Origin of the sequence: Alloyangia pacifica, from assembly GCF_003111685.1 — a bacterium.
GTDB classification, from domain to species: Bacteria; Pseudomonadota; Alphaproteobacteria; order Rhodobacterales; family Rhodobacteraceae; genus Salipiger; species Salipiger pacificus_A.
In genome coordinates, this window is sequence record NZ_CP022192.1 from 145266 (window position 1) to 162533 (window position 17268).

Sequence of the window (17268 nt, forward strand, 5' to 3'; positions counted from 1 at the left end):
GGCAGGACCCCGATGAGCCCGATGACCAACGCCGCGCAAGAGCAACAGGCACTCGTCCCGACCACCCAGTCGCTGCCCATCGCGCTCATCCGGGCGCGCGAGGCGCTGCTGCGCGAGCTGCGCCCGATGCTGGCCGAGGCCGGGGTGAGCGAGCCGCAGTGGCGCATCCTGCGCGTGCTCCTCGAAACCGGCCCCTGTTCGGTGCAGGGGCTGGCCGAGGCGGCCTGCCTGCAACCGGCCTCGGTCTCGCGGATCCTGCAGTCCATGGCCGCGCGGGCGCTGGTGGAACGGGTGCAGGACCCTCGGAACCGCCGCCGGCAGGTGGTCACGGTGACCGCGGCGGGTCGCGCCTTGGTGACGCGCTTCGCCCCGGCCTCGCGCGCGATCACCGACGCCTTCGCCGAGCGGTTCGGCAGGGACCGCTACCAGTCCCTGATCGCCTTGCTCGACGCCTTCATCTCGGACTGCGACGGGCCGGCCTCGGACTAGCCCCGCCCGCACCAGCGACCACATTGCCTCCTCGCCGCAAATGGTGTCCCATTCGGCATCGCGGAGCGCATGCCCCGGGTGCCGAATGTCCGCAGCTCAAGACGCCATCCAGCCACGGGGACACCATGCAGGGCCAGTCCGAAACCTTTCGCATCGACCGGGTAAAGACGGCAACCCTCGGGCTGGCGCTGGCGGGGCTCCTGGCGGGGCTCGCCCTGCAGTTCTCCGGCCTGCCGGCCACGGCGCGCGCCGCCCTCATGGCCGGCACCCTGCCCGCCCTCGTCGCGCTGCTCTTCGAGATCGTCGGCAGCATCCGGCGCGGCGACGTGGGGCTCGACGTGCTGGCCGCCCTGTCGATGAGCGCAGCGCTGCTGTTCGGCGAGACCCTCGCAGCCTGCATCGTCGCGGTGATGTATTCGGGCGGCACGCTGCTCGAGGCCGTCGCCGAGGGGCGGGCGCGGCGCGAAATGCATGCGCTGCTCTCGCGCGTGCCGCGGTTCGCGATGCGCCATCGCGACGGGCAGATCGATCGCGTGCCGCTCGACGAGATCACCCCCGGCGACCGGCTGCTCATCCCGCAGGGCGACGTGGTGCCCGTCGATGGCACGATCCTCTCGGCGGGTGCCTTTCTCGACAGCTCGGCGCTGACCGGCGAGTCGCTGCCGCAGCACCTGGCGGCGGGGGCCGAGGCGATGAGCGGCGCGACCAACGCGGGCGAGCCCTTTGACATGATCGCCACGCGGCGGGCGGAGGAGAGCACCTATGCGGGGATCGTCCGCCTCGTCGAGGCGGCACAGCGCTCCAAGGCGCCGATGGCGCGGCTCGCCGACCGCTGGTCGCTGGGGTTCCTGCTGGTGGCCGTGGCGATCGCGCTTGCCGCCTGGTGGGCCAGTTCGGATCCGGTCCGTGCCGTGGCGGTTCTGGTGATCGCCACCCCCTGCCCGCTCATCCTCGCGGTGCCGGTGGCGCTGGTCGCGGGCCTGTCGCGCGCGGCGCACTTCGGCGTGCTGGTGAAGGGCGCGAAGCCGCTCGAGGCCATGGCCCGCACCCATACGCTGGTGCTCGACAAGACCGGCACGCTCACCGACGGTCGGCCGCAGATCACCCGGATCGAGCGCAGGGACGGCCTGTCCGAGGATGCGCTGCTGCGCCTTGCCGCCTCGCTCGACCAGGTCTCCCGGCACCCCATAGCGCAGGCGATCGTCGCGGCCGCGAAGTTCCGTGGGCTGACGCTCGCCACCCCGTCAGAGGTGCACGAGTCGCCCGGCGAAGGCGTCGCGGGCATGGTCGAGGGGCACAGCCTCCGGGTCGGGGGCTTCAGCTACGTCCAGGCCGCGCTCGACGCGCCCGACCTGCGCCCCGCGCCGCCGGGGGCGGGCGCGGTGGTCGTCGCCGTGGCGCTGGACGGGCGCCCGGCGGGCCATCTGGTGATGGCCGACCCGCTGCGCGACGGCGCGAGCCTGGCGCTGCAGGGCCTGCGCCGCGAGGGCATCGCCCGGCTCGTGCTCGCCACGGGAGACCGCCCCGAGGTGGCCGCCCGGGTGACCGACGGACTCGGGTTCGACGCGATTCACGGCGATCTCACCCCTGACGCGAAGGTCGCGCTGGTGCACAGCGAACGCGAGGGTGGGCCGGTGATGATGGTTGGCGACGGCGTCAATGACGCGCCCGCCCTTGCCGCCGCGGACATCGGCGTGGCCATGGGCGCGCGGGGCGCTGCCGCCTCGGCGGAGGCGGCCGACGTGGTGCTGCTGGTGGACAGGATCGACCCGCTGGTCGCCGGGATCGCGATCGCCCGCGACGCCCGGCGGATCGCGCTGCAGAGCGTCGTGGCCGGGATCGGCCTGTCGGTGATCGGGATGATCGCCGCGGCGCTGGGATATCTTGAACCGGTCGAGGGCGCCGTTCTGCAGGAGGTGATCGACGTGGCGGTGATCCTGAACGCGCTCCGCGCCGTGCGCATCACGCCGCCCGGGCCGCTGCCGGAGATCACCTAGCCGGGGCACCGGGATGCTGAGCCTCGGCGACAGTGCCCGGCTCAGGCCCGCAGCGCGCTGCGCAGCGTTTCGACCGGAGAACAGCCGAATTTCCTGCGGTAGTGTTCCGAGAACCGGCCGAGGTGGAAGAAGCCAAGCCCGGTCGCCACATCGGTGACCCGCGTGTCGGCGCCGGGGTTCGACAGTTCTTCCCATGCGCGCTCCAGCCGCATGTCGCGCAGCACGGTCATCGGGCCACAGCCGTGGCGGGCGCGAAACGCCGCCTGCAGCGAGCGCACGCTTGTCCCGGCCGCGCTGGCGATGTCCTCGATCATCAGCGCCGCGCCAAGGTTCTCGCGCATGAACTCCTCGGCGCGGCGCACCATGCGCGGCGCATGGCCCGGACGAGGGCTGGGCGCGTCGGCCTCGGTCGGCCGGACCTGTGACTGCAAGAGGCCCACCAACAGCGTGCGCTCGAGCTGCCGCCCCAGCGCCGAGCCCCGCCCCAGCAGGGCGGCGCCGCGCTGCGTCTCGGAGATCACGAACTGCAGCAGGCCGAGAAAGGACCGCCCCTCTCCGTCCGTCAGCGCCTTCGGGCCGTCAAAGCGCAGCGCCGCGCGGTGCGGCAGCCCGAACTCTGCCCGCGCCGCCTGCTCCAGCGCGCGCCGGTCGATCTGCAGCATGAGCTGCACGCAGTGCTCGCTCCAGATCATGCTGACCTCATCGTCGGGGTTGAGCACCCCGCCGCTGCCGCCACCGATCTCGTAGCCGCGCGCGCCGGTGTTCACCGAGGCATGGCCGTGCAGGGGAAACTGGAAGAGGTAGAACTGCTCGAGCGGGCCCGGCGCGATCTGGGTCTTCGCGCCATAGGTCAGCACGTTGATCGACAGGTCCTGCCCGTCGAGCCGGTTGTGCCGCGCCGCCAGCGGCCCCCGTCCCATCACCTCGAGGCGATGATCGCAATAGACCTGCGCCACCCGGGCCCGCGCCTCGTCCAGATCCGCCGTCGCAAAGAGACGATGGTTGCCAAGCGGCAATCCCTGCGGTCCCTCGGGACCGGTCTGAAGCTGGCCCATGAGATGCTCCATGCTCGCGTCGGGGGTCTTCCTTCAGCTCTAAAACATAATTTGCGCAATCCGGATCCCGGCTGCGCAATCAGGATAGCGCGCATCCGCGGCCCCCCTGCAAGCTTTCATTTGAGAAAAATGACACACAGGGAGCGCGCAATGCGTGGATTGAGAGACAAAGTCGCGATCGTGCCCGGCGGTGCCACGAAGATCGGCGTCGCCGTTGTCGAGGCGTTCAAGTCGCACGGCGTCAAGGTGATCATCGCGGATATCGACGCCGAGAACGGCGAGAAGCTGGCCTGTGACGGCGTGGTTTTCGTGCAGGCCGACCTGCGCTCGGACGCGGATATCGCCCGCGTCGTGCAAACCGCCAAGGACCGCTTCGGCCGCATCGATTTTCTGGTGAACGTCGCCGCGACCTATGTCGACAACGGCGCGGAAAGCACGCGCGCGGAATGGCTTGAAGCTTTGGATGTGAACCTTGTCGGCTCGGTCATGCTGATGCAGGCGGCCCGCGAGGAGCTGCGCAAGACCAAGGGATCCATCGTCAATTTCGGCTCGATCTCGGCCCGCGTGGCGCAGACCGGTCGCTGGCTCTACCCGGTGTCCAAGGCGGCGATCCTGCAGCTCACCCGCAATCAGGCGATGGATCTCGCGCCCGACGGCATCCGCGTCAACGCGGTCTCGCCCGGCTGGACCTGGTCCAACATCATGGACAGCCTGACCGGCGGCGACCGGGCCAAGACCGATGCCGTGGGGGGGGATTTCCACCTTTTCCCGCGGGTCGGGGACCCCGAGGAGGTCGCCTCGACGGTGATGTTCCTCTGCTCGGACGAAGCGAGCTTCATCACCGGCACCGACATCCGCGTCGACGGTGGCTACACCGCCATGGGCCCCGAGCGCGCCGAGCCGGCCATCCCGCGCCTGATGGACTGACCCGGTCCGCAAAAGCAAAAGCCAACAGGAGAGAAAAATGAAACGCATTTCCATCGTGGGCGGCGGTCAGTCCGGCCTGCAACTCGGCATCGGCCTCGTGCAGAAGGGATACGAGGTCAAGATCATCCAGGACCGCACCGGGCCAGAGCTTGCCGCCGGGCGGGTCATGTCCTCGCAGTGCCAGTTCGACGCGGCGCTGCAGCTCGAGCGTGACCTCGGGATCAACTTCTGGGAAGACGCCTGCCCGCCGGTCGAGGGCATTTCCTTCACCGTCCCCAGCCCCGAGGGTCCGGGCAAGGCCGTCGAATGGTCGGCCCGGCTCGACCGCAAGGCGCAATCCATCGACCAGCGGGTAAAGATGCCGCGCTGGATCGAGGAATTCGAGCGGCTCGGCGGCAAGATGGAGATCGCCACCGCCGACATCGCCCTGCTCGAGCGCGAGGCAAAATCGGCGGATCTGGTGATCGTCGCCTCGGGCAAGGGCGAGATCGGCAAGCTCTTCGAGCGCGACGCCGAGCGCTCGCCTTTTGCCGCGCCGCAGCGCGCGCTGGCGCTGACCTATGTGCACGGCATGACCCCGCGCCCCGAGCATTCGGCGGTGAGCTTCAACCTGATCCCCGGCGTCGGCGAGTATTTCGTCTTCCCCGCGCTGACCCTCAGCGGCCCCTGCGAGATCATGGTCTTCGAAGGCGTGCCAGAGGGCCCGATGGATTGCTGGAAGGACGTCTCCACCCCCGCCGAGCACCTCGCCCGGTCCCGGGAGATCCTGCACAGCTTCCTGCCCTGGGAAGCGGAGCGCTGCACCAATATTGAGCTGACCGACGACAACGGCATCCTTGCCGGGCGTTTCCCGCCGACCGTGCGCAAGCCCGTCGGCACCCTGCCCTCGGGCGCCCGGATCCTCGGGCTCGGCGATGCGGTCTGCCTGAATGACCCGATCACCGGACAGGGCGCGAACAACGCCGCCAAGGCCGCGGCGGTCTATCTGGACGCGATCGTGGCCCGCGGCGATGCCGCCTTTGACGAGGCCTGGATGCGCGCCACCTTCGAGACCTTCTGGACCTACGCGCAATGGGTGGTCCGATGGACCAACATGATGCTGCTGCCGCCGCCGCCCTTCGTGCTCGAGCTGATGGGCTCGGCGCAGGTGCTGCCCGACCTGGCGCACCGCATCGCCAACGGCTTCAACGACCCGCGCGACTTCTTCCCGTGGTTCGCCGATCCCGACGCCGCCGGCAGCTATCTGACCAGCCTGAAGGCCGCCTGACATGGCCGTCGACATCTCGACCTTCCGCGAGACGATGGGGCTCTTTCCCGGGGCGGTGACGCTGATCACCACCGGCGCGGGGGAGACCCGGCGCGGCATCACCGCCACCGCGGTCTGCTCGGTGACCGACAGCCCGCCGAGCCTCCTGGTCTGCGTCAACAACCGCACCGGCACCTGCCAGGAGATCGCCCGCAGCGGCCACTTCAGCGTGCAGCTGCTCGGCCAGGGTCAGGCCGACGTGGCCATGGCCTTTGCCGGGGCGCAGGGGCAGAGCGGGCTCGAGAAGTTCGCCATCGGCACCTGGTCAAGCTGCCCGCGCGGCCTGCCCCGGCTCGATGGTGCGCTGGCCTCCATCTCCTGCGAGGTGGCCACTGCGACCGAGGCGGGCAGCCACACCGTCTTCATCGGGCGGATCGAGGATGTGCTGCTCGCGGGCGGCGAGGCGCTGGTCTTCGCCCGCTCGAAATTCCACCGGCTGGCCTGCGTGGCCTGAAGCCCATTCCGGCACTCAAAAATCAAGGCGCCCCGGAAGCTCACTGCCGGGGCGCTTTTCGTTTCGGACAGGCGGCTGCGGATCAGGCCGCCATCTCGGGATGCAGGTACTGCTCGAGCCCCTTGCGGCAATCGTCGGGCCAGGGGTGCGACTTGTGGTCCTTGGTCGAGGTCATCACGATCAGCTGCTCGATGGTCCAGATCACCTCGCCCTCGACGGTGACCACGGTGTAGAGGTCCAGCGACGACTTGCCGATCTTGCGCACGTGGACGTTGAATTCCAGCACATCGCCATAGACCGCGGGCTTTTTGAACTCGATGTTCATCTTCACGCTGGGCAGGCCAAGATGCCGGTCGAACATCAGTTCCTTCCAGGTCACGCCGAAAGACGCGAACATGGCCTCGTTCACGTCGACGAGCATCGACAGATAGGCCGGATGGTAGGCGATCCCGGTCAGATCGCAGTCACCGAACCGCATGGGTTTCTGAATTTTGAATGGCATTCGGGGTCACTCCGTGTCCTGCCCGACCCGATCGGTGTAAGACGCCCTTGTCAGGCCAGCGAGTCGGCGTATTTATATTTTATGTCTAAATAATAGTCAGGCCGGGCGCGAGGTCAAGGAGCGTGCGATTGCATCAAGTTTTATTGGATTTTTCGCGGTCGAGGAGAAGATCCCCACGCGGGGGTCGGACCGGAAGCTTCAGATCCTAGTTATTTTAGTCTTGAAGTAATTTCGCGAGAAGGTAATCTACCGGAAACCAAACAGGGAAGCTGTGTCTCATGCAAATCGCCGTCCTTGGCGGGGGCCCCGCCGGTCTCTACTTCGCCATCTCGATGAAGCTGCGCGATGCCGCGCATGACATCACCGTCTACGAGCGCAACCGCGCCGACGACACCTTCGGCTGGGGCGTCGTGCTCTCGGACGAGACCATGGCGAACTTCGAAGACAATGATCCGGTCTCGGAAAAGATGATCCGCGACAAGTTCGCCTATTGGGACGACGTAAAGGTCGTGCGCGGCGACGAGGCGATGACCTCGGGCGGCCACGGCTTCTGCGGGATCGGCCGCAAGCAGATGCTGCTGCTCCTGCAGCAGCGCGCCCGCGAGCTCGGCGTGAAGCTGGAATTCGAGACCGACATCACCCCCGAGAAGATCGAGGAACTGAAGGCGGGCAACGACCTTCTGGTCGCCGCCGACGGTCTCAACTCGAAGACGCGCAGCCACTTCGAGGACAAGTTCCGTCCCGAGATCGACATGCGCCGCAACCACTTCGTCTGGCTCGGCACGCATCAGAAATTCGACGACGCCTTCACCTTCATCTTCGAGCAGACCGAGCACGGCTGGATCTGGGCGCATGCCTACCAGTTCGACGACGACACGGCGACCTTCATCGTCGAATGCGGCCCCGAGACCTATGAGGCCTTCGGCTTCGACAAGCTGAGCCAGCAGGACAGCATCGCTCTCTGCGAGAAGATCTTTGCCAAGCACCTCGGCGGCCACGCGCTGATGACCAACGCGAACCACATTCGCGGCTCGGCCTGGATCCGCTTCCCGCGGGTGACCTGCGAGAACTGGTACTTCGACAACGTGGTGCTGCTCGGCGATGCCTCGGCAACGGCGCATTTCTCGATCGGCTCCGGCTCGAAGCTGGGCATGGAAAGCGCCATCTCGCTGGCCGAGGAACTGTCGCGCGACAAGCCCCTCGCCGAGGCGTTGCAGACCTACGAGGACGAGCGCAAGCTGCAGGTGCTGCGGGTGACCTCGGCCGCGCGCAACTCGACCGAGTGGTTCGAAGAGGTCGAGCGCTACCTCGGGCTCGACATGATGCAGCTGAACTACGCGCTGCTCACCCGCTCGCAGCGGATCAGCCACGAGAACCTGCGCCTGCGCGATCCTGAATGGTTGGCCTCTGCCGAAAGCTGGTTCCACAGCCAGGCCGGCAGCAACTCGACCCGCCGCCCGATGTTCGCCCCCTTCAAGCTGCGCGACATGGAGCTGAAGAACCGCATCGTCGTCTCGCCCATGGCGCAGTACAAGGCGACCGGCGGCATGCCCAACGACTGGCACTTCGTGCATTACGCCGAGCGCGCCAAGGGCGGCGCCGGGCTGGTGTTCACCGAGATGCTCTGCGTGTCGATGGACGGCCGGATCACCCCGGGCTGCCCCTGCATCGGCCCCGAGCAGGTGCCCGCCTGGAAGCGCCTCACCGACTTCGTCCACGCCGAGACCGACGCCAGGATCTGTGCCCAGATCGGCCATGCCGGGCGCAAGGGCTCGACCCGTCTCGCCTGGGACGGGATCGACAAGCCGCTCGCCGAAGGCGAAAACTGGCCGCTGCTCGCCGCCTCGGCGATCCCGCTGATGGAGGGCAACGTGGTCCCCAAGGCGATGGACCGCGCCGACATGGACAGGGTGAAAGAGCAGTTCATCGAGAGCGTGCGCGCCGCCGACCAAGCGGGCTTCGACATGATCGAGATGCACGGCGCCCACGGCTACCTGCTGGCCTCCTTCATCTCGCCGATCACCAACCGGCGCGACGACGGCTACGGCGGCAGCCTCGAGAACCGCATGCGCTACCCGCTCGAGATCTTCGCCGCCATGCGCGCCGAATGGCCCGCGACAAAGCCGATGACGGTGCGTATCTCGGCGCATGACTGGATGGGCGAAGACGGGGTGACCCCGGAAGAGGCCGTGCAGATCGCGGCCATGTTCAAGGCGGCGGGCGCCGATGCGATCAACGTCTCGTCGGGCCAGACCGACAAGGCCGAGCAGCCGGTCTACGGGCGCATGTTCCAGGTGCCCTTTGCCGACCGCGTGCGCAACGAGATCGGCGCCCCGACGCTGGTCGCGGGCAATATCTACGAGCCCGACCACGTCAATTCGATCCTGATGGCCGGCCGTGCGGACCTCGTGCTGCTCGCCCGCCCGCATCTGGCCGATCCCTATTGGACGCTGCACGCGGCGGTCGAGCTTGGCGACACCGAGCAATCCTGGCCGAAGCCCTACGAGGGTGGCCGCCGGCAGGCCAACACGCTGGCCGAACGCGCCAAGGCGATGGCCACATGAGTCTCGCGGGCAAAACCGCCTTCGTCACCGGCGGCGGCTCCGGGGTCGGCGCGGTGCTCGCGCTGGCCTTCGCCGAGGCTGGGGCCGAGGTGGTGATCTGCGGGCGCCGCATGGAGCCGCTCGAGACGGTCGCCGCGCGGCACCCGGGGATCCGCGCCGTGCTCTGCGACATCACCGACGAGGCGGCGATCTCTTCCGCCATCGCCGAGGCCGCGCCCGACATCGTCATCGCCAATGCCGGCGCCTCCGAGAGTGCGCCTTTCACCCGCACCGAACTGGCGGCTTTCGAGCGGATGGTCTCGGTCAACCTCACCGGCACCTTCCTGACCCTGCGCGAGGGGGCAAAGGCGATGAAGGACAAGCCCTGGGGCCGGCTCATCGCCATCGCCTCGACCGCCGGGCTCAAGGGGTATCCCTATGTCGCGTCCTATGCCGCGGCCAAGCATGGCGTGATCGGGCTGGTGAAATCCGTGGCGCTGGAGCTTGCCCGCAAGGGCATCACCGCCAATGCGCTCTGCCCCGGGTTCCTCGACACCGAGATGACCGAGCGCTCGATCGCCAATATCGTGGAAAAGACCGGCCGCTCCGCCGAGGAGGCCCGCGCCTCGCTCGAGGCGACCAACCCGATGCAGAGGCTGGTGCCGCCCGAGGATGTGGCCCGCGCCGCCCTCTGGCTCTGCGGCGAGGGCTCGGACATGGTCAACGGGCAGGCGATCTCGATCTCCGGAGGCGAGACGTGAGCCAGACCTTCACGATCCGCAGGCAGGTGGAGTTCAACCACTGCGACCCTGCCGGGATCGTTTTCTACCCGCGCTATTTCGAGATGATCTCTGCCGTGCAGGAACGCTTCTTCGCGGATGCGGTCGGCAGGGGCTGGGACCGGATGATCTCCGGCACCGGCATGGCGACCCCGATGGGTCAGATCGATTGCCGCTTCCACGCGCCCTCGCGGCTCGGCGACTGGCTCGACCTGTCGCTCGGGGTGAAACGGATTGGCGGCTCTTCGGCCACCTTCCTCATCACCTGCACCAGCGGCGACGAGCGCCGCTTCACCTGCCAGGCGACGGTGATCCACGCCGATGTCGCGCAGGGCACCTCCGCCGCATGGCCCGCCGAGATGCGCGACGCCATGACCCGCTACCTGATTGCCAAGACCCCCGATTGAGAAAGACCGACGCATGACCGCACTGACACCCCACATGTTCCTTCAACCCGACGGCTGGGTGCCGGCCAAGGGCTATGCCAATGGCGTCATGGCCGAGGGCCGGATGGTTTTCACCGGCGGGCTCGTCGGCTGGAACGCGCAGCAGGAATGGGAGCATGCCGACATGGTCGGCCAGTTCCGCCAGACGCTCGAGAACATCGTCGCCGTGCTCGACAAGGCGGGCGCGCGCCCCGAGCACCTGGTGCGGCTGACCTGGTACATCACCGACAAGCAGGAATATCTCGACAACCTGCGCGGCTTCGGCGCGGCCTACCGCGAGGTGATCGGCCGCCACTTCCCGGCCATGGCCGTGGTGCAGGTCTGCGCCCTGATGGAAGACGCGGCGAAGGTCGAGATCGAGGCCACGGCGGTGATCCCCCATGGCTGACGTCGGGGCTGATCTCGCGGTGCGCCCGGACAGCGCGCCGCGCATTCTCACCGTCGCGCCGCAGTCCGAGACGACGGCGCGCGGCCCGGTGTTCGGCGGATGGATCCTGTCGCAGCTCGACCATGGCGCCGGGCTCGCGGGCCGGAAGATCTCGGGCGGCGACGTGGTGATCGCGGCGCTCAAGGAGGTGCAGTTCCACGCGCCCCTTTACGGCGGCGAGGAATTTGCTCTGCACGCCGATCTCAGCCGGCGTGGCAACAGCTCATTCAACCTTGCGATTTCCGCCTGGGCCGAGCCCGACGGCGCCTGCCGCCGGATCCTCAGCGCCGATGTCCTGCTGGTGGCGATCGACGAGGCTGGCAAGCCGCGCAAACTTCCGGTCTGAAGCATCGTCGCGCCTCAACGCGCGCGCACTTCGGCAGTTTTCGCCTTTTCGATTGCGTCTCTGCGGCATACACGCAACCTTTAAAGTCGAGACCTGAAACGGTTTGGCACAATCTTCCGCCGAGAGTGACTGATGGAACAACCGACCGAACACGAGGTGACCGACGAGCACCTCGCCCGCCAGCGCCTGCGCCTCTGGCTGCAGATGCTCAAGGCCGTGCGCCACGTCGAGGGCACGCTGCGCGAACGCCTTCGGTCGGGCTATGACACCACGCTGCCACGCTTCGACGTTCTGGCGGCGCTGCATGCGGCGCCCGAGGGCATGAAGATGAGCGAGCTGTCGCAGCAGCTGGTGGTCTCGAACGGCAATGTGACCGGCGTGGTCGACCGGCTGGTCGCCGACGGGCTGGCAGAGCGCCAGACCGTGGAGAGCGACCGCCGGGCCTTTCGCGTGCTGATCACCCCCGCCGGGCGCACGCTGATGGACGAGATGGTCGCCGAGCACCTGCGCTGGATCGACGGGATGTTCTCGGAGATCTCCGAGACCGACGCGGCGCGCGGCATCTCGATCATGCTCGACATCCGCAACAAGCACTGAGCCGCCCGACCGCGAGATGCAGATACGAAAGGCCCCCGCATCCTGTGCGGGGGCCTTTGCAATTGTCAGCTGACAATTCTCTGGCGGCGGTTCAGAGCAGCCCGGTCTCGCGCGCGACGCGGCGGTAGCCGGCCCCGGCGGTGAAGCCGCCGTCGATCACGAAATCCTCGCCGGTGATGAAGCCCGATGCGTCCGATGCGAGGAAGAGCACCAGTTGCGCCACCTCCGTCGCCTCGCCCGCGCGCTGCATCGGGGTCATGCCGATCATCGGGCCAAGGTGCGGCGAGCCGCGGTTGAGGTCGGTGACGATGAGCCCCGGGCAGATCGCGTTGACGCGGACGCCCTGTTCGGCAAATTCCATCGCCGCCGTGCGCGTCAGCCCCCGCAGTGCCCATTTCGACGAGGTATAGGCCGGATCGTAATGCCCCGAGAAGCCGCTGTTGGACGAGATGTTGACGATCGAGCCGCCCCCCGTGCTGGCCATCATCGGCGCCGCGAGCTTGACCCCGATGAAGGCGCCGGTGGCGTTCACGTCGAGCACCTTGCGCCATTCCTCGACCGACATGTCGGCGATGATCTTGCGGTTGATGATCCCGGCGTTGTTGACCAGCACGTCGAGCCGGCCGGTCCAGTCCTGCACCAGCGCTAGCGCTTCGGTCCAGTCCGCCTCGGAGGTCACGTCTAGACGCTTGAAGCGCACCGCGTGACCTTCGGACGTCAGCCGCTCGGCGAGGGCGACGCCCTCTGCCTCGAGCACGTCGCAGATCAGCACCGAGGCGCCGGCGGTGGCCAGCATCTCGGCCTCGACCGCGCCCTGCCCGCGCGCGGCACCGGTGACCAGCGCGGTCTTGCCCGAGAGGTCGGTCAGCGCGGACGTCAGCCCGTTGAAATCGATGCTCATGCCTGCACCATCAGCTGGCGCTGCTCGCCAAGCCCGGTTGCGCCGAGGGTGACCACCTGCCCGGCCTTGAGGAAGGTCGGCGGCTTCATTCCCAGACCCACGCCCGGCGGCGTGCCGGTGGCGATGATGTCGCCCGGCTCGAGCGTCATGAACTGCGAGATGTAATGCACGAGATGCGCGACGCCGAAGATCATGGTCTTGGTGTTGCCGGTCTGGCGGCGCTCGCCGTCGACGTCGAGCCAGAGGTCGATGTCCTGCACGTCGGCGATCTCGTCCTTGGTCACCATCCACGGACCCACGGGGCCGAAGGTGTCATGGCTCTTGCCCTTGATCCACTGGCCGCCGCGCTCGGACTGGAAACGGCGCTCGGACACGTCGTTGACCAGCGCGTAGCCGGCCACATGGTCGAGCGCATCGGCCTGGGAGACGTATTTGGCGCGGCTGCCGATCACGATGCCGAGCTCGATTTCCCAGTCGGTGCGATCCGAGCCGCGGGGGATCTCAACGTCGTCATAGGGGCCGCAGAGCGCGGTGGTCGCCTTGCCGAAAAGCACGGGCTCGGCGGGCGGCTCCTTGCCGGTCTCGCGGGCGTGGTCGGCGTAGTTGAGCCCGACGCAGAGGAACTTGCCGGGCCGTGCGATGGCCGAGCCGATGCGCGGGCTGCCCTCGACGCGCGGCAGCGTGGAGAGGTCGAGCGCGGCAAGGCGGGCGAGGCCCTCGGGCGAGAGCGCCGCGCCGTCGATATCGGCGACGATGCCGCCGAGGTCACGTATGGTGCCGTCCGCGTCGAGAAGACCCGGGCGCTCGGCGCCGACGGGTCCGTAGCGAAGAAGTTTCATGCGATAGTCCTTTCAGGCCACACCGATCAGGCGCGGCGGTAGCCTTCGAGCGCCTCGTCCGGCACATCCTCGAGATTCTCCACCAGGTTGTCCGGCGTGCGGCAGGTGAGCCAGACCAGCTCTTCGGTGGTGCTCATGTTGACCTCGACATGGGGCATGAAGGGCGGGACGAAGACGAAGTCGCCCTCGAACATGTCGATGTATTCCTTGTAGTCGTCGCCGAAGTAGATGCGGCCGTGGCCCTTCAGCACGTAGCCGCCGGTCTCGCATTCCTGATGGTGGTGCGGCGGCGAGCGGTGGCCCGGCTCGTTGGTGACGCGGCCGAACCAGATCTTGGTCGCCGGCGTGTGCTGCGGGCTGACGCCGGACTTGCGGACGCAATCGCCCGATTGCTGGGTGCCTTCGTCGAGCTCTGCGGACCGCGTGACGACGGGAACGACTCGTTGCTGGGTCATGTGACTTCTCTCCCTGGACAGACCGTGCGGCACGGCGGCCGCGTCGGGAAGAACGCTAGTGCCAAATATTTTAGGCTTCAAGTTATTTCTCGCGGGCAAGCTGTTGCGCACCGGGAGTCGCTGTGCAGGGCATGGTTCGGAATGCCCCGAGATATGTATCCCTTGCGGATATGGTGCGCTCTGATGCTCATAATCGCAGCGTTGGGGGCATTTCTGCCCGGGCCGATACCCGATCAGGGCCAAAAAATGACAGGATTATAAATTTCGTTCTTGAAGAAAAAAATTATATGTATTTGCATGTATCGAAAAGAACGACCGGCCAACGAGTCACTGACACCACCACAGGGAGACCTCCGAATGACCAACCAAGACGCCCTCGCGACGCTGGCCAGCGGCCTGCTGGACGGGTCGATCCAGGTGATCGACTGCACCGCCCCGCTCGGCCCCGACACGCCGCTGCTGAAGCTGCCGCCGGAGATCGCCGACGACACGCCGAAGATCGAGATCCATAAGATCTCGGAATACGGCGACCGCGGCCCGTTCTGGGCGTGGAACTGGCTGAAGATCGGCGAGCATTCGGGCACCCACTACGATGCGCCGCATCACTGGATCACCGGCAAGGACTATGCCGACGGTTCGGTCGACACGATCAACCCGCAGTATTTCGCCGCCCCCGCCAATGTCATCGACTGCTCGAAAGAGGCCGCGGAGGATGCCGATTTCCTGCTGACGGTCGAGCACGTGAAGGCCTGGGAGGCCGAGCACGGCGAGATCAAGGAAGGCGAATGGGTGCTGATGCGCACCGACTGGGACCAGTACAACGGCGACGAGGCGGCTTATCTCAACGCCGACGAGGCGGGCCCGCACACCCCCGGCCCGACCGCCGAGGTGATCCAGTACCTGATGGAAGAGAAAAAGGCGCTCGGCTGGGGCACCCAGTGCATTGGCACCGACGCCGGCGCCGCTGGCGGCTTCGAGATCCCCTTCCCCGCGCACAACCTGCTGCACAAGCACAACCGCTACGGGCTGGCCTCGCTGACCAACCTCGACAAGCTGCCGGCCAAGGGGGCGATCCTCGTCGCCGCGCCGCTGAAGATCGTCAAGGGTACCGGCTCGCCGATCCGCGCGCTGGCGCTGGTCGCCGCCTAAGACGAAGGAGCGCGCGCCGATGACCGTCCCGACCTCTCCCGACGTTGCCATCATCGGCAGCGGCATCAACGCGCTGACCGCGGCGGCCCTGCTCGCCCGGTCGGGAAAGCGCGTCGCCGTGTTCGAACGCGAGGCGGTCGCGGGCGGCTGCATGCGCTCCGAGGACCTGGCCGAGGGGGTCACCTACGATCCCCTCGCCACCACCTTCGTTCTCTGGGTCACCGGCGGCGCCCATGGCGCGCTCGGCGCCGATCTGGCCCGGCATGGCGTGGAGTTCTGCGCCACCGACACGCCGACGGGCGTGCTGCTGCCGGACGGGCGCGCGCTGACCTATACCACCGACCGCGCCACCAATGTCGCGGCCTTCGACGCGGCCCATGACGGCGACGGCGCGCAGCTGGCCCGCGATCTGGAGGCCTTCGGTTCCGACGCCGAGCTGCTCTTTGGCTTGATGGGGGGCGATCCCTGGTCGAAGCAGACCGCCAAGCTGCTCGCCAAGGAGACCTGGAAGCGCAAGCCGCGCGGCCTTGCCACGGTGATGGGCGGCGCGCTGCAGCCGATGCGGTCCTGGCTCGAAAGCGCCTTTGAAAGCGATTTGTCGCGGGCCCTCTGGGCGCCCTGGTGCCTGCACGCCGGGCTGGGCCCGGAGGCGGCATTTTCGGGACAGATGGGCAAGGTGATCGGCTTCGCACTCGAGGCCGCCTCGGCCCCGGTGGTCAAGGGCGGCGCCGCCAACATGGTGCGCGGTCTCATTGCCATCATCGAGGAACACGGCGGCACGGTACGCACCTCTGCCGAGGTTGCCGAGATCACCCGCGACGGGGACCGCGCCACCGGCCTGCGGCTCGCCAGCGGCGAGACGATTGCCGCGAAGACCGTGCTCGCCTCGGTCACGCCGCAGCAGCTTTACGGCACGCTCGCCGCCGAGCCCACACGTCAGGATGATCTGCGCAAATACCGCTATGGAAAGGGTAATTTCCAGCTGCACTACCTGATGAATGGGCCGGTGAACTGGAAGACCGAGGGGCTCGAGACGGTGCAGCTCCTGCATCTGACACCCGGGCTCGACGGCGTGTCCAAGGCCGGCAATGAGGCCGAGCGCGGCATGCTGCCCGAGGTGCCGACGATCTGCGTCGGCCAGCCCTGCGCCGCCGACCCGAGCCGCGCGCCCGAGGGTCAGAGCGTGCTCTGGCTGCAGATGCCCGAGGCTCCGCGCCAGGTGAAGGGCGATGCCGCCGGAGAGATCGAGGTGCCCGCCGACGGTGCCTGGACCGAGACCCTGCGCGAGGCCTTTGCCGACCGCATCGAGGCCATTCTCGCGCGGCACATCGACGGCTTTGCCGACAGCGTGGTCACCCGCCGCGCGATCTCGCCCGCCGATCTCGAGGGCTACAACATGAACCTCGTCGGGGGCGACCCCTATGGCGGCGCCTGCACGCTCGACCAGTTCTTCCTCTGGCGGCCGTTCGCCGGTAGCACGCGGCACGGCACCGACCTCAAGGGGCTCTACCACATTGGCGCGTCGACCCACCCCGGGCCGGGCCTGTCGGGCGGGTCGGGCTTTCTGGTGGCCAAGGAGTTGGGCGCATGACGGGCGCGCCCGGGGACCTCGAGTCCTTCACCCCCTACCTGCTGAACCGCATCGGCGCGCGCTACAACAAGAGCGTGGAGACCGCGCTCAAGGAGGTCGGCGTCTCGGTGCCTCAAATGCGGGCGCTGGCGGTGCTGGCCGAGAGCGGGCCTTACACGATCACCGAGCTGTCGGTGCTGACCGTCATCAAGCAGCCGACCCTGTCGCGCACGCTCGACGCAATGGAGAGCGCGGGGCTGGTGCGCCGCGAGGCGCAGGACGGCGACAGCCGGTTCCGCAAGATCAGCCTCACCGACGCGGGCCGCGCCGCCTACGAGACCGCCTGGCCGGCGATGCAGGCGATGCGCGACCGCATGCTGCAGGCGCTCGACGACGAAGAGCGCGCGACGCTGCACGATCTGCTGCAGCGCGTGCTGCACGACATCCGACACCACGATTTCTGACACGAAAAGACCGGACGGGCGT

Annotated in this window: 19 protein-coding genes; 14 read left to right on the plus strand and 5 right to left on the minus strand. The window is 67.9% G+C overall.

What is annotated here, in order from left to right; all coding sequences use genetic code 11:
* Positions 1-12 precede the first annotated feature (12 nt).
* Entirely contained in the window at positions 13-489 is a 477-nt protein-coding gene (locus CEW88_RS22195) for a MarR family transcriptional regulator (protein ID WP_108970561.1), read from the plus strand.
* A 125-nt stretch (positions 490-614) separates the two neighbouring features.
* The gene (locus CEW88_RS22200) at positions 615-2486 is read left to right on the plus strand and encodes a heavy metal translocating P-type ATPase (RefSeq protein WP_108970562.1); all 1872 of its coding nucleotides are present in this window, start codon (positions 615-617) and stop codon (positions 2484-2486) included.
* Positions 2487-2527: 41 nt separating this feature from the next.
* Here CEW88_RS22200 and CEW88_RS22205 read toward each other — a convergent pair whose 3' ends face one another.
* Positions 2528-3541 carry an AraC family transcriptional regulator gene (locus CEW88_RS22205; protein ID WP_159099703.1) on the minus strand — a complete coding sequence of 338 codons (1014 nt, stop codon included), beginning with the start codon at positions 3539-3541 and terminating at the stop codon, positions 2528-2530.
* A 150-nt stretch (positions 3542-3691) separates the two neighbouring features.
* Here CEW88_RS22205 and CEW88_RS22210 point away from each other — a divergent pair, with 150 nt between their 5' ends.
* Genes CEW88_RS22210 through CEW88_RS22220 form a run of 3 tightly spaced genes read left to right on the plus strand, consistent with a single transcriptional unit; the run spans position 3692 to position 6228 of the window.
* Entirely contained in the window at positions 3692-4468 is a 777-nt protein-coding gene (locus CEW88_RS22210) for an SDR family oxidoreductase (protein ID WP_108970564.1), read from the plus strand.
* Positions 4469-4505: 37 nt separating this feature from the next.
* Positions 4506-5735 (plus strand): styrene monooxygenase/indole monooxygenase family protein, encoded by a 1230-nt coding sequence (locus CEW88_RS22215; protein WP_108970565.1) that lies wholly within the window; start codon positions 4506-4508, stop codon positions 5733-5735.
* Position 5736: 1 nt separating this feature from the next.
* Entirely contained in the window at positions 5737-6228 is a 492-nt protein-coding gene (locus CEW88_RS22220) for a flavin reductase family protein (RefSeq protein ID WP_108970566.1), read from the plus strand.
* A gap of 82 nt (positions 6229-6310) precedes the next feature.
* Here CEW88_RS22220 and CEW88_RS22225 read toward each other — a convergent pair whose 3' ends face one another.
* Positions 6311-6730 carry an acyl-CoA thioesterase gene (locus CEW88_RS22225; protein WP_108970567.1) on the minus strand — a complete coding sequence of 140 codons (420 nt, stop codon included), beginning with the start codon at positions 6728-6730 and terminating at the stop codon, positions 6311-6313.
* A 278-nt stretch (positions 6731-7008) separates the two neighbouring features.
* Here CEW88_RS22225 and CEW88_RS22230 point away from each other — a divergent pair, with 278 nt between their 5' ends.
* The 6 genes from CEW88_RS22230 (at position 7009) to CEW88_RS22255 (ending at position 11868) form a co-directional block, all read left to right on the plus strand.
* The gene (locus tag CEW88_RS22230) at positions 7009-9294 is read left to right on the plus strand and encodes a bifunctional salicylyl-CoA 5-hydroxylase/oxidoreductase (RefSeq protein ID WP_108970568.1); all 2286 of its coding nucleotides are present in this window, start codon (positions 7009-7011) and stop codon (positions 9292-9294) included.
* On the plus strand, positions 9291-10034 hold the full coding sequence (locus CEW88_RS22235) for an SDR family NAD(P)-dependent oxidoreductase (protein ID WP_108970569.1): 744 nt from the start codon (positions 9291-9293) through the stop codon (positions 10032-10034). The genes CEW88_RS22230 and CEW88_RS22235 overlap by 4 nt, the downstream gene beginning before the upstream one ends.
* On the plus strand, positions 10031-10459 hold the full coding sequence (locus tag CEW88_RS22240) for an acyl-CoA thioesterase (RefSeq protein ID WP_254694581.1): 429 nt from the start codon (positions 10031-10033) through the stop codon (positions 10457-10459). Before CEW88_RS22235 ends, CEW88_RS22240 begins: the two co-directional genes overlap by 4 nt.
* A 13-nt stretch (positions 10460-10472) precedes the next feature.
* The gene (locus tag CEW88_RS22245; RefSeq protein WP_108970570.1) at positions 10473-10886 is read left to right on the plus strand and encodes a RidA family protein; all 414 of its coding nucleotides are present in this window, start codon (positions 10473-10475) and stop codon (positions 10884-10886) included.
* Positions 10879-11271 (plus strand): acyl-CoA thioesterase, encoded by a 393-nt coding sequence (locus CEW88_RS22250; protein WP_108970571.1) that lies wholly within the window; start codon positions 10879-10881, stop codon positions 11269-11271. The genes CEW88_RS22245 and CEW88_RS22250 overlap by 8 nt, the downstream gene beginning before the upstream one ends.
* A 132-nt stretch (positions 11272-11403) precedes the next feature.
* Positions 11404-11868, plus strand: coding sequence for a MarR family winged helix-turn-helix transcriptional regulator (locus CEW88_RS22255; protein WP_108970572.1), 465 nt, complete (start codon positions 11404-11406; stop codon positions 11866-11868).
* 91 nt (positions 11869-11959) lie between these two features.
* Here CEW88_RS22255 and CEW88_RS22260 read toward each other — a convergent pair whose 3' ends face one another.
* The 3 genes from CEW88_RS22260 to CEW88_RS22270 are packed head-to-tail and all read right to left on the minus strand — an operon-like array spanning position 11960 to position 14063.
* Positions 11960-12769 carry an SDR family NAD(P)-dependent oxidoreductase gene (locus CEW88_RS22260; protein ID WP_108970573.1) on the minus strand — a complete coding sequence of 270 codons (810 nt, stop codon included), beginning with the start codon at positions 12767-12769 and terminating at the stop codon, positions 11960-11962.
* Entirely contained in the window at positions 12766-13608 is an 843-nt protein-coding gene (locus CEW88_RS22265) for a fumarylacetoacetate hydrolase family protein (RefSeq protein WP_108970574.1), read from the minus strand. Before CEW88_RS22265 ends, CEW88_RS22260 begins: the two co-directional genes overlap by 4 nt.
* Positions 13609-13634: 26 nt before the next feature.
* Positions 13635-14063 carry a cupin domain-containing protein gene (locus CEW88_RS22270; protein WP_108970575.1) on the minus strand — a complete coding sequence of 143 codons (429 nt, stop codon included), beginning with the start codon at positions 14061-14063 and terminating at the stop codon, positions 13635-13637.
* 357 nt (positions 14064-14420) lie between these two features.
* Here CEW88_RS22270 and CEW88_RS22275 point away from each other — a divergent pair, with 357 nt between their 5' ends.
* The 3 genes from CEW88_RS22275 to CEW88_RS22285 are packed head-to-tail and all read left to right on the plus strand — an operon-like array spanning position 14421 to position 17246.
* Positions 14421-15212 carry a cyclase family protein gene (locus tag CEW88_RS22275; protein WP_108970576.1) on the plus strand — a complete coding sequence of 264 codons (792 nt, stop codon included), beginning with the start codon at positions 14421-14423 and terminating at the stop codon, positions 15210-15212.
* Between the two features lie 19 nt (positions 15213-15231).
* The gene (locus CEW88_RS22280; protein WP_108970577.1) at positions 15232-16803 is read left to right on the plus strand and encodes a phytoene desaturase family protein; all 1572 of its coding nucleotides are present in this window, start codon (positions 15232-15234) and stop codon (positions 16801-16803) included.
* A complete protein-coding gene (locus CEW88_RS22285) occupies positions 16800-17246 on the plus strand; it encodes a MarR family winged helix-turn-helix transcriptional regulator (protein WP_108970578.1) in 447 nt (148 codons plus the stop codon). Before CEW88_RS22280 ends, CEW88_RS22285 begins: the two co-directional genes overlap by 4 nt.
* The last annotated feature ends 22 nt before the right edge of the window (positions 17247-17268 follow it).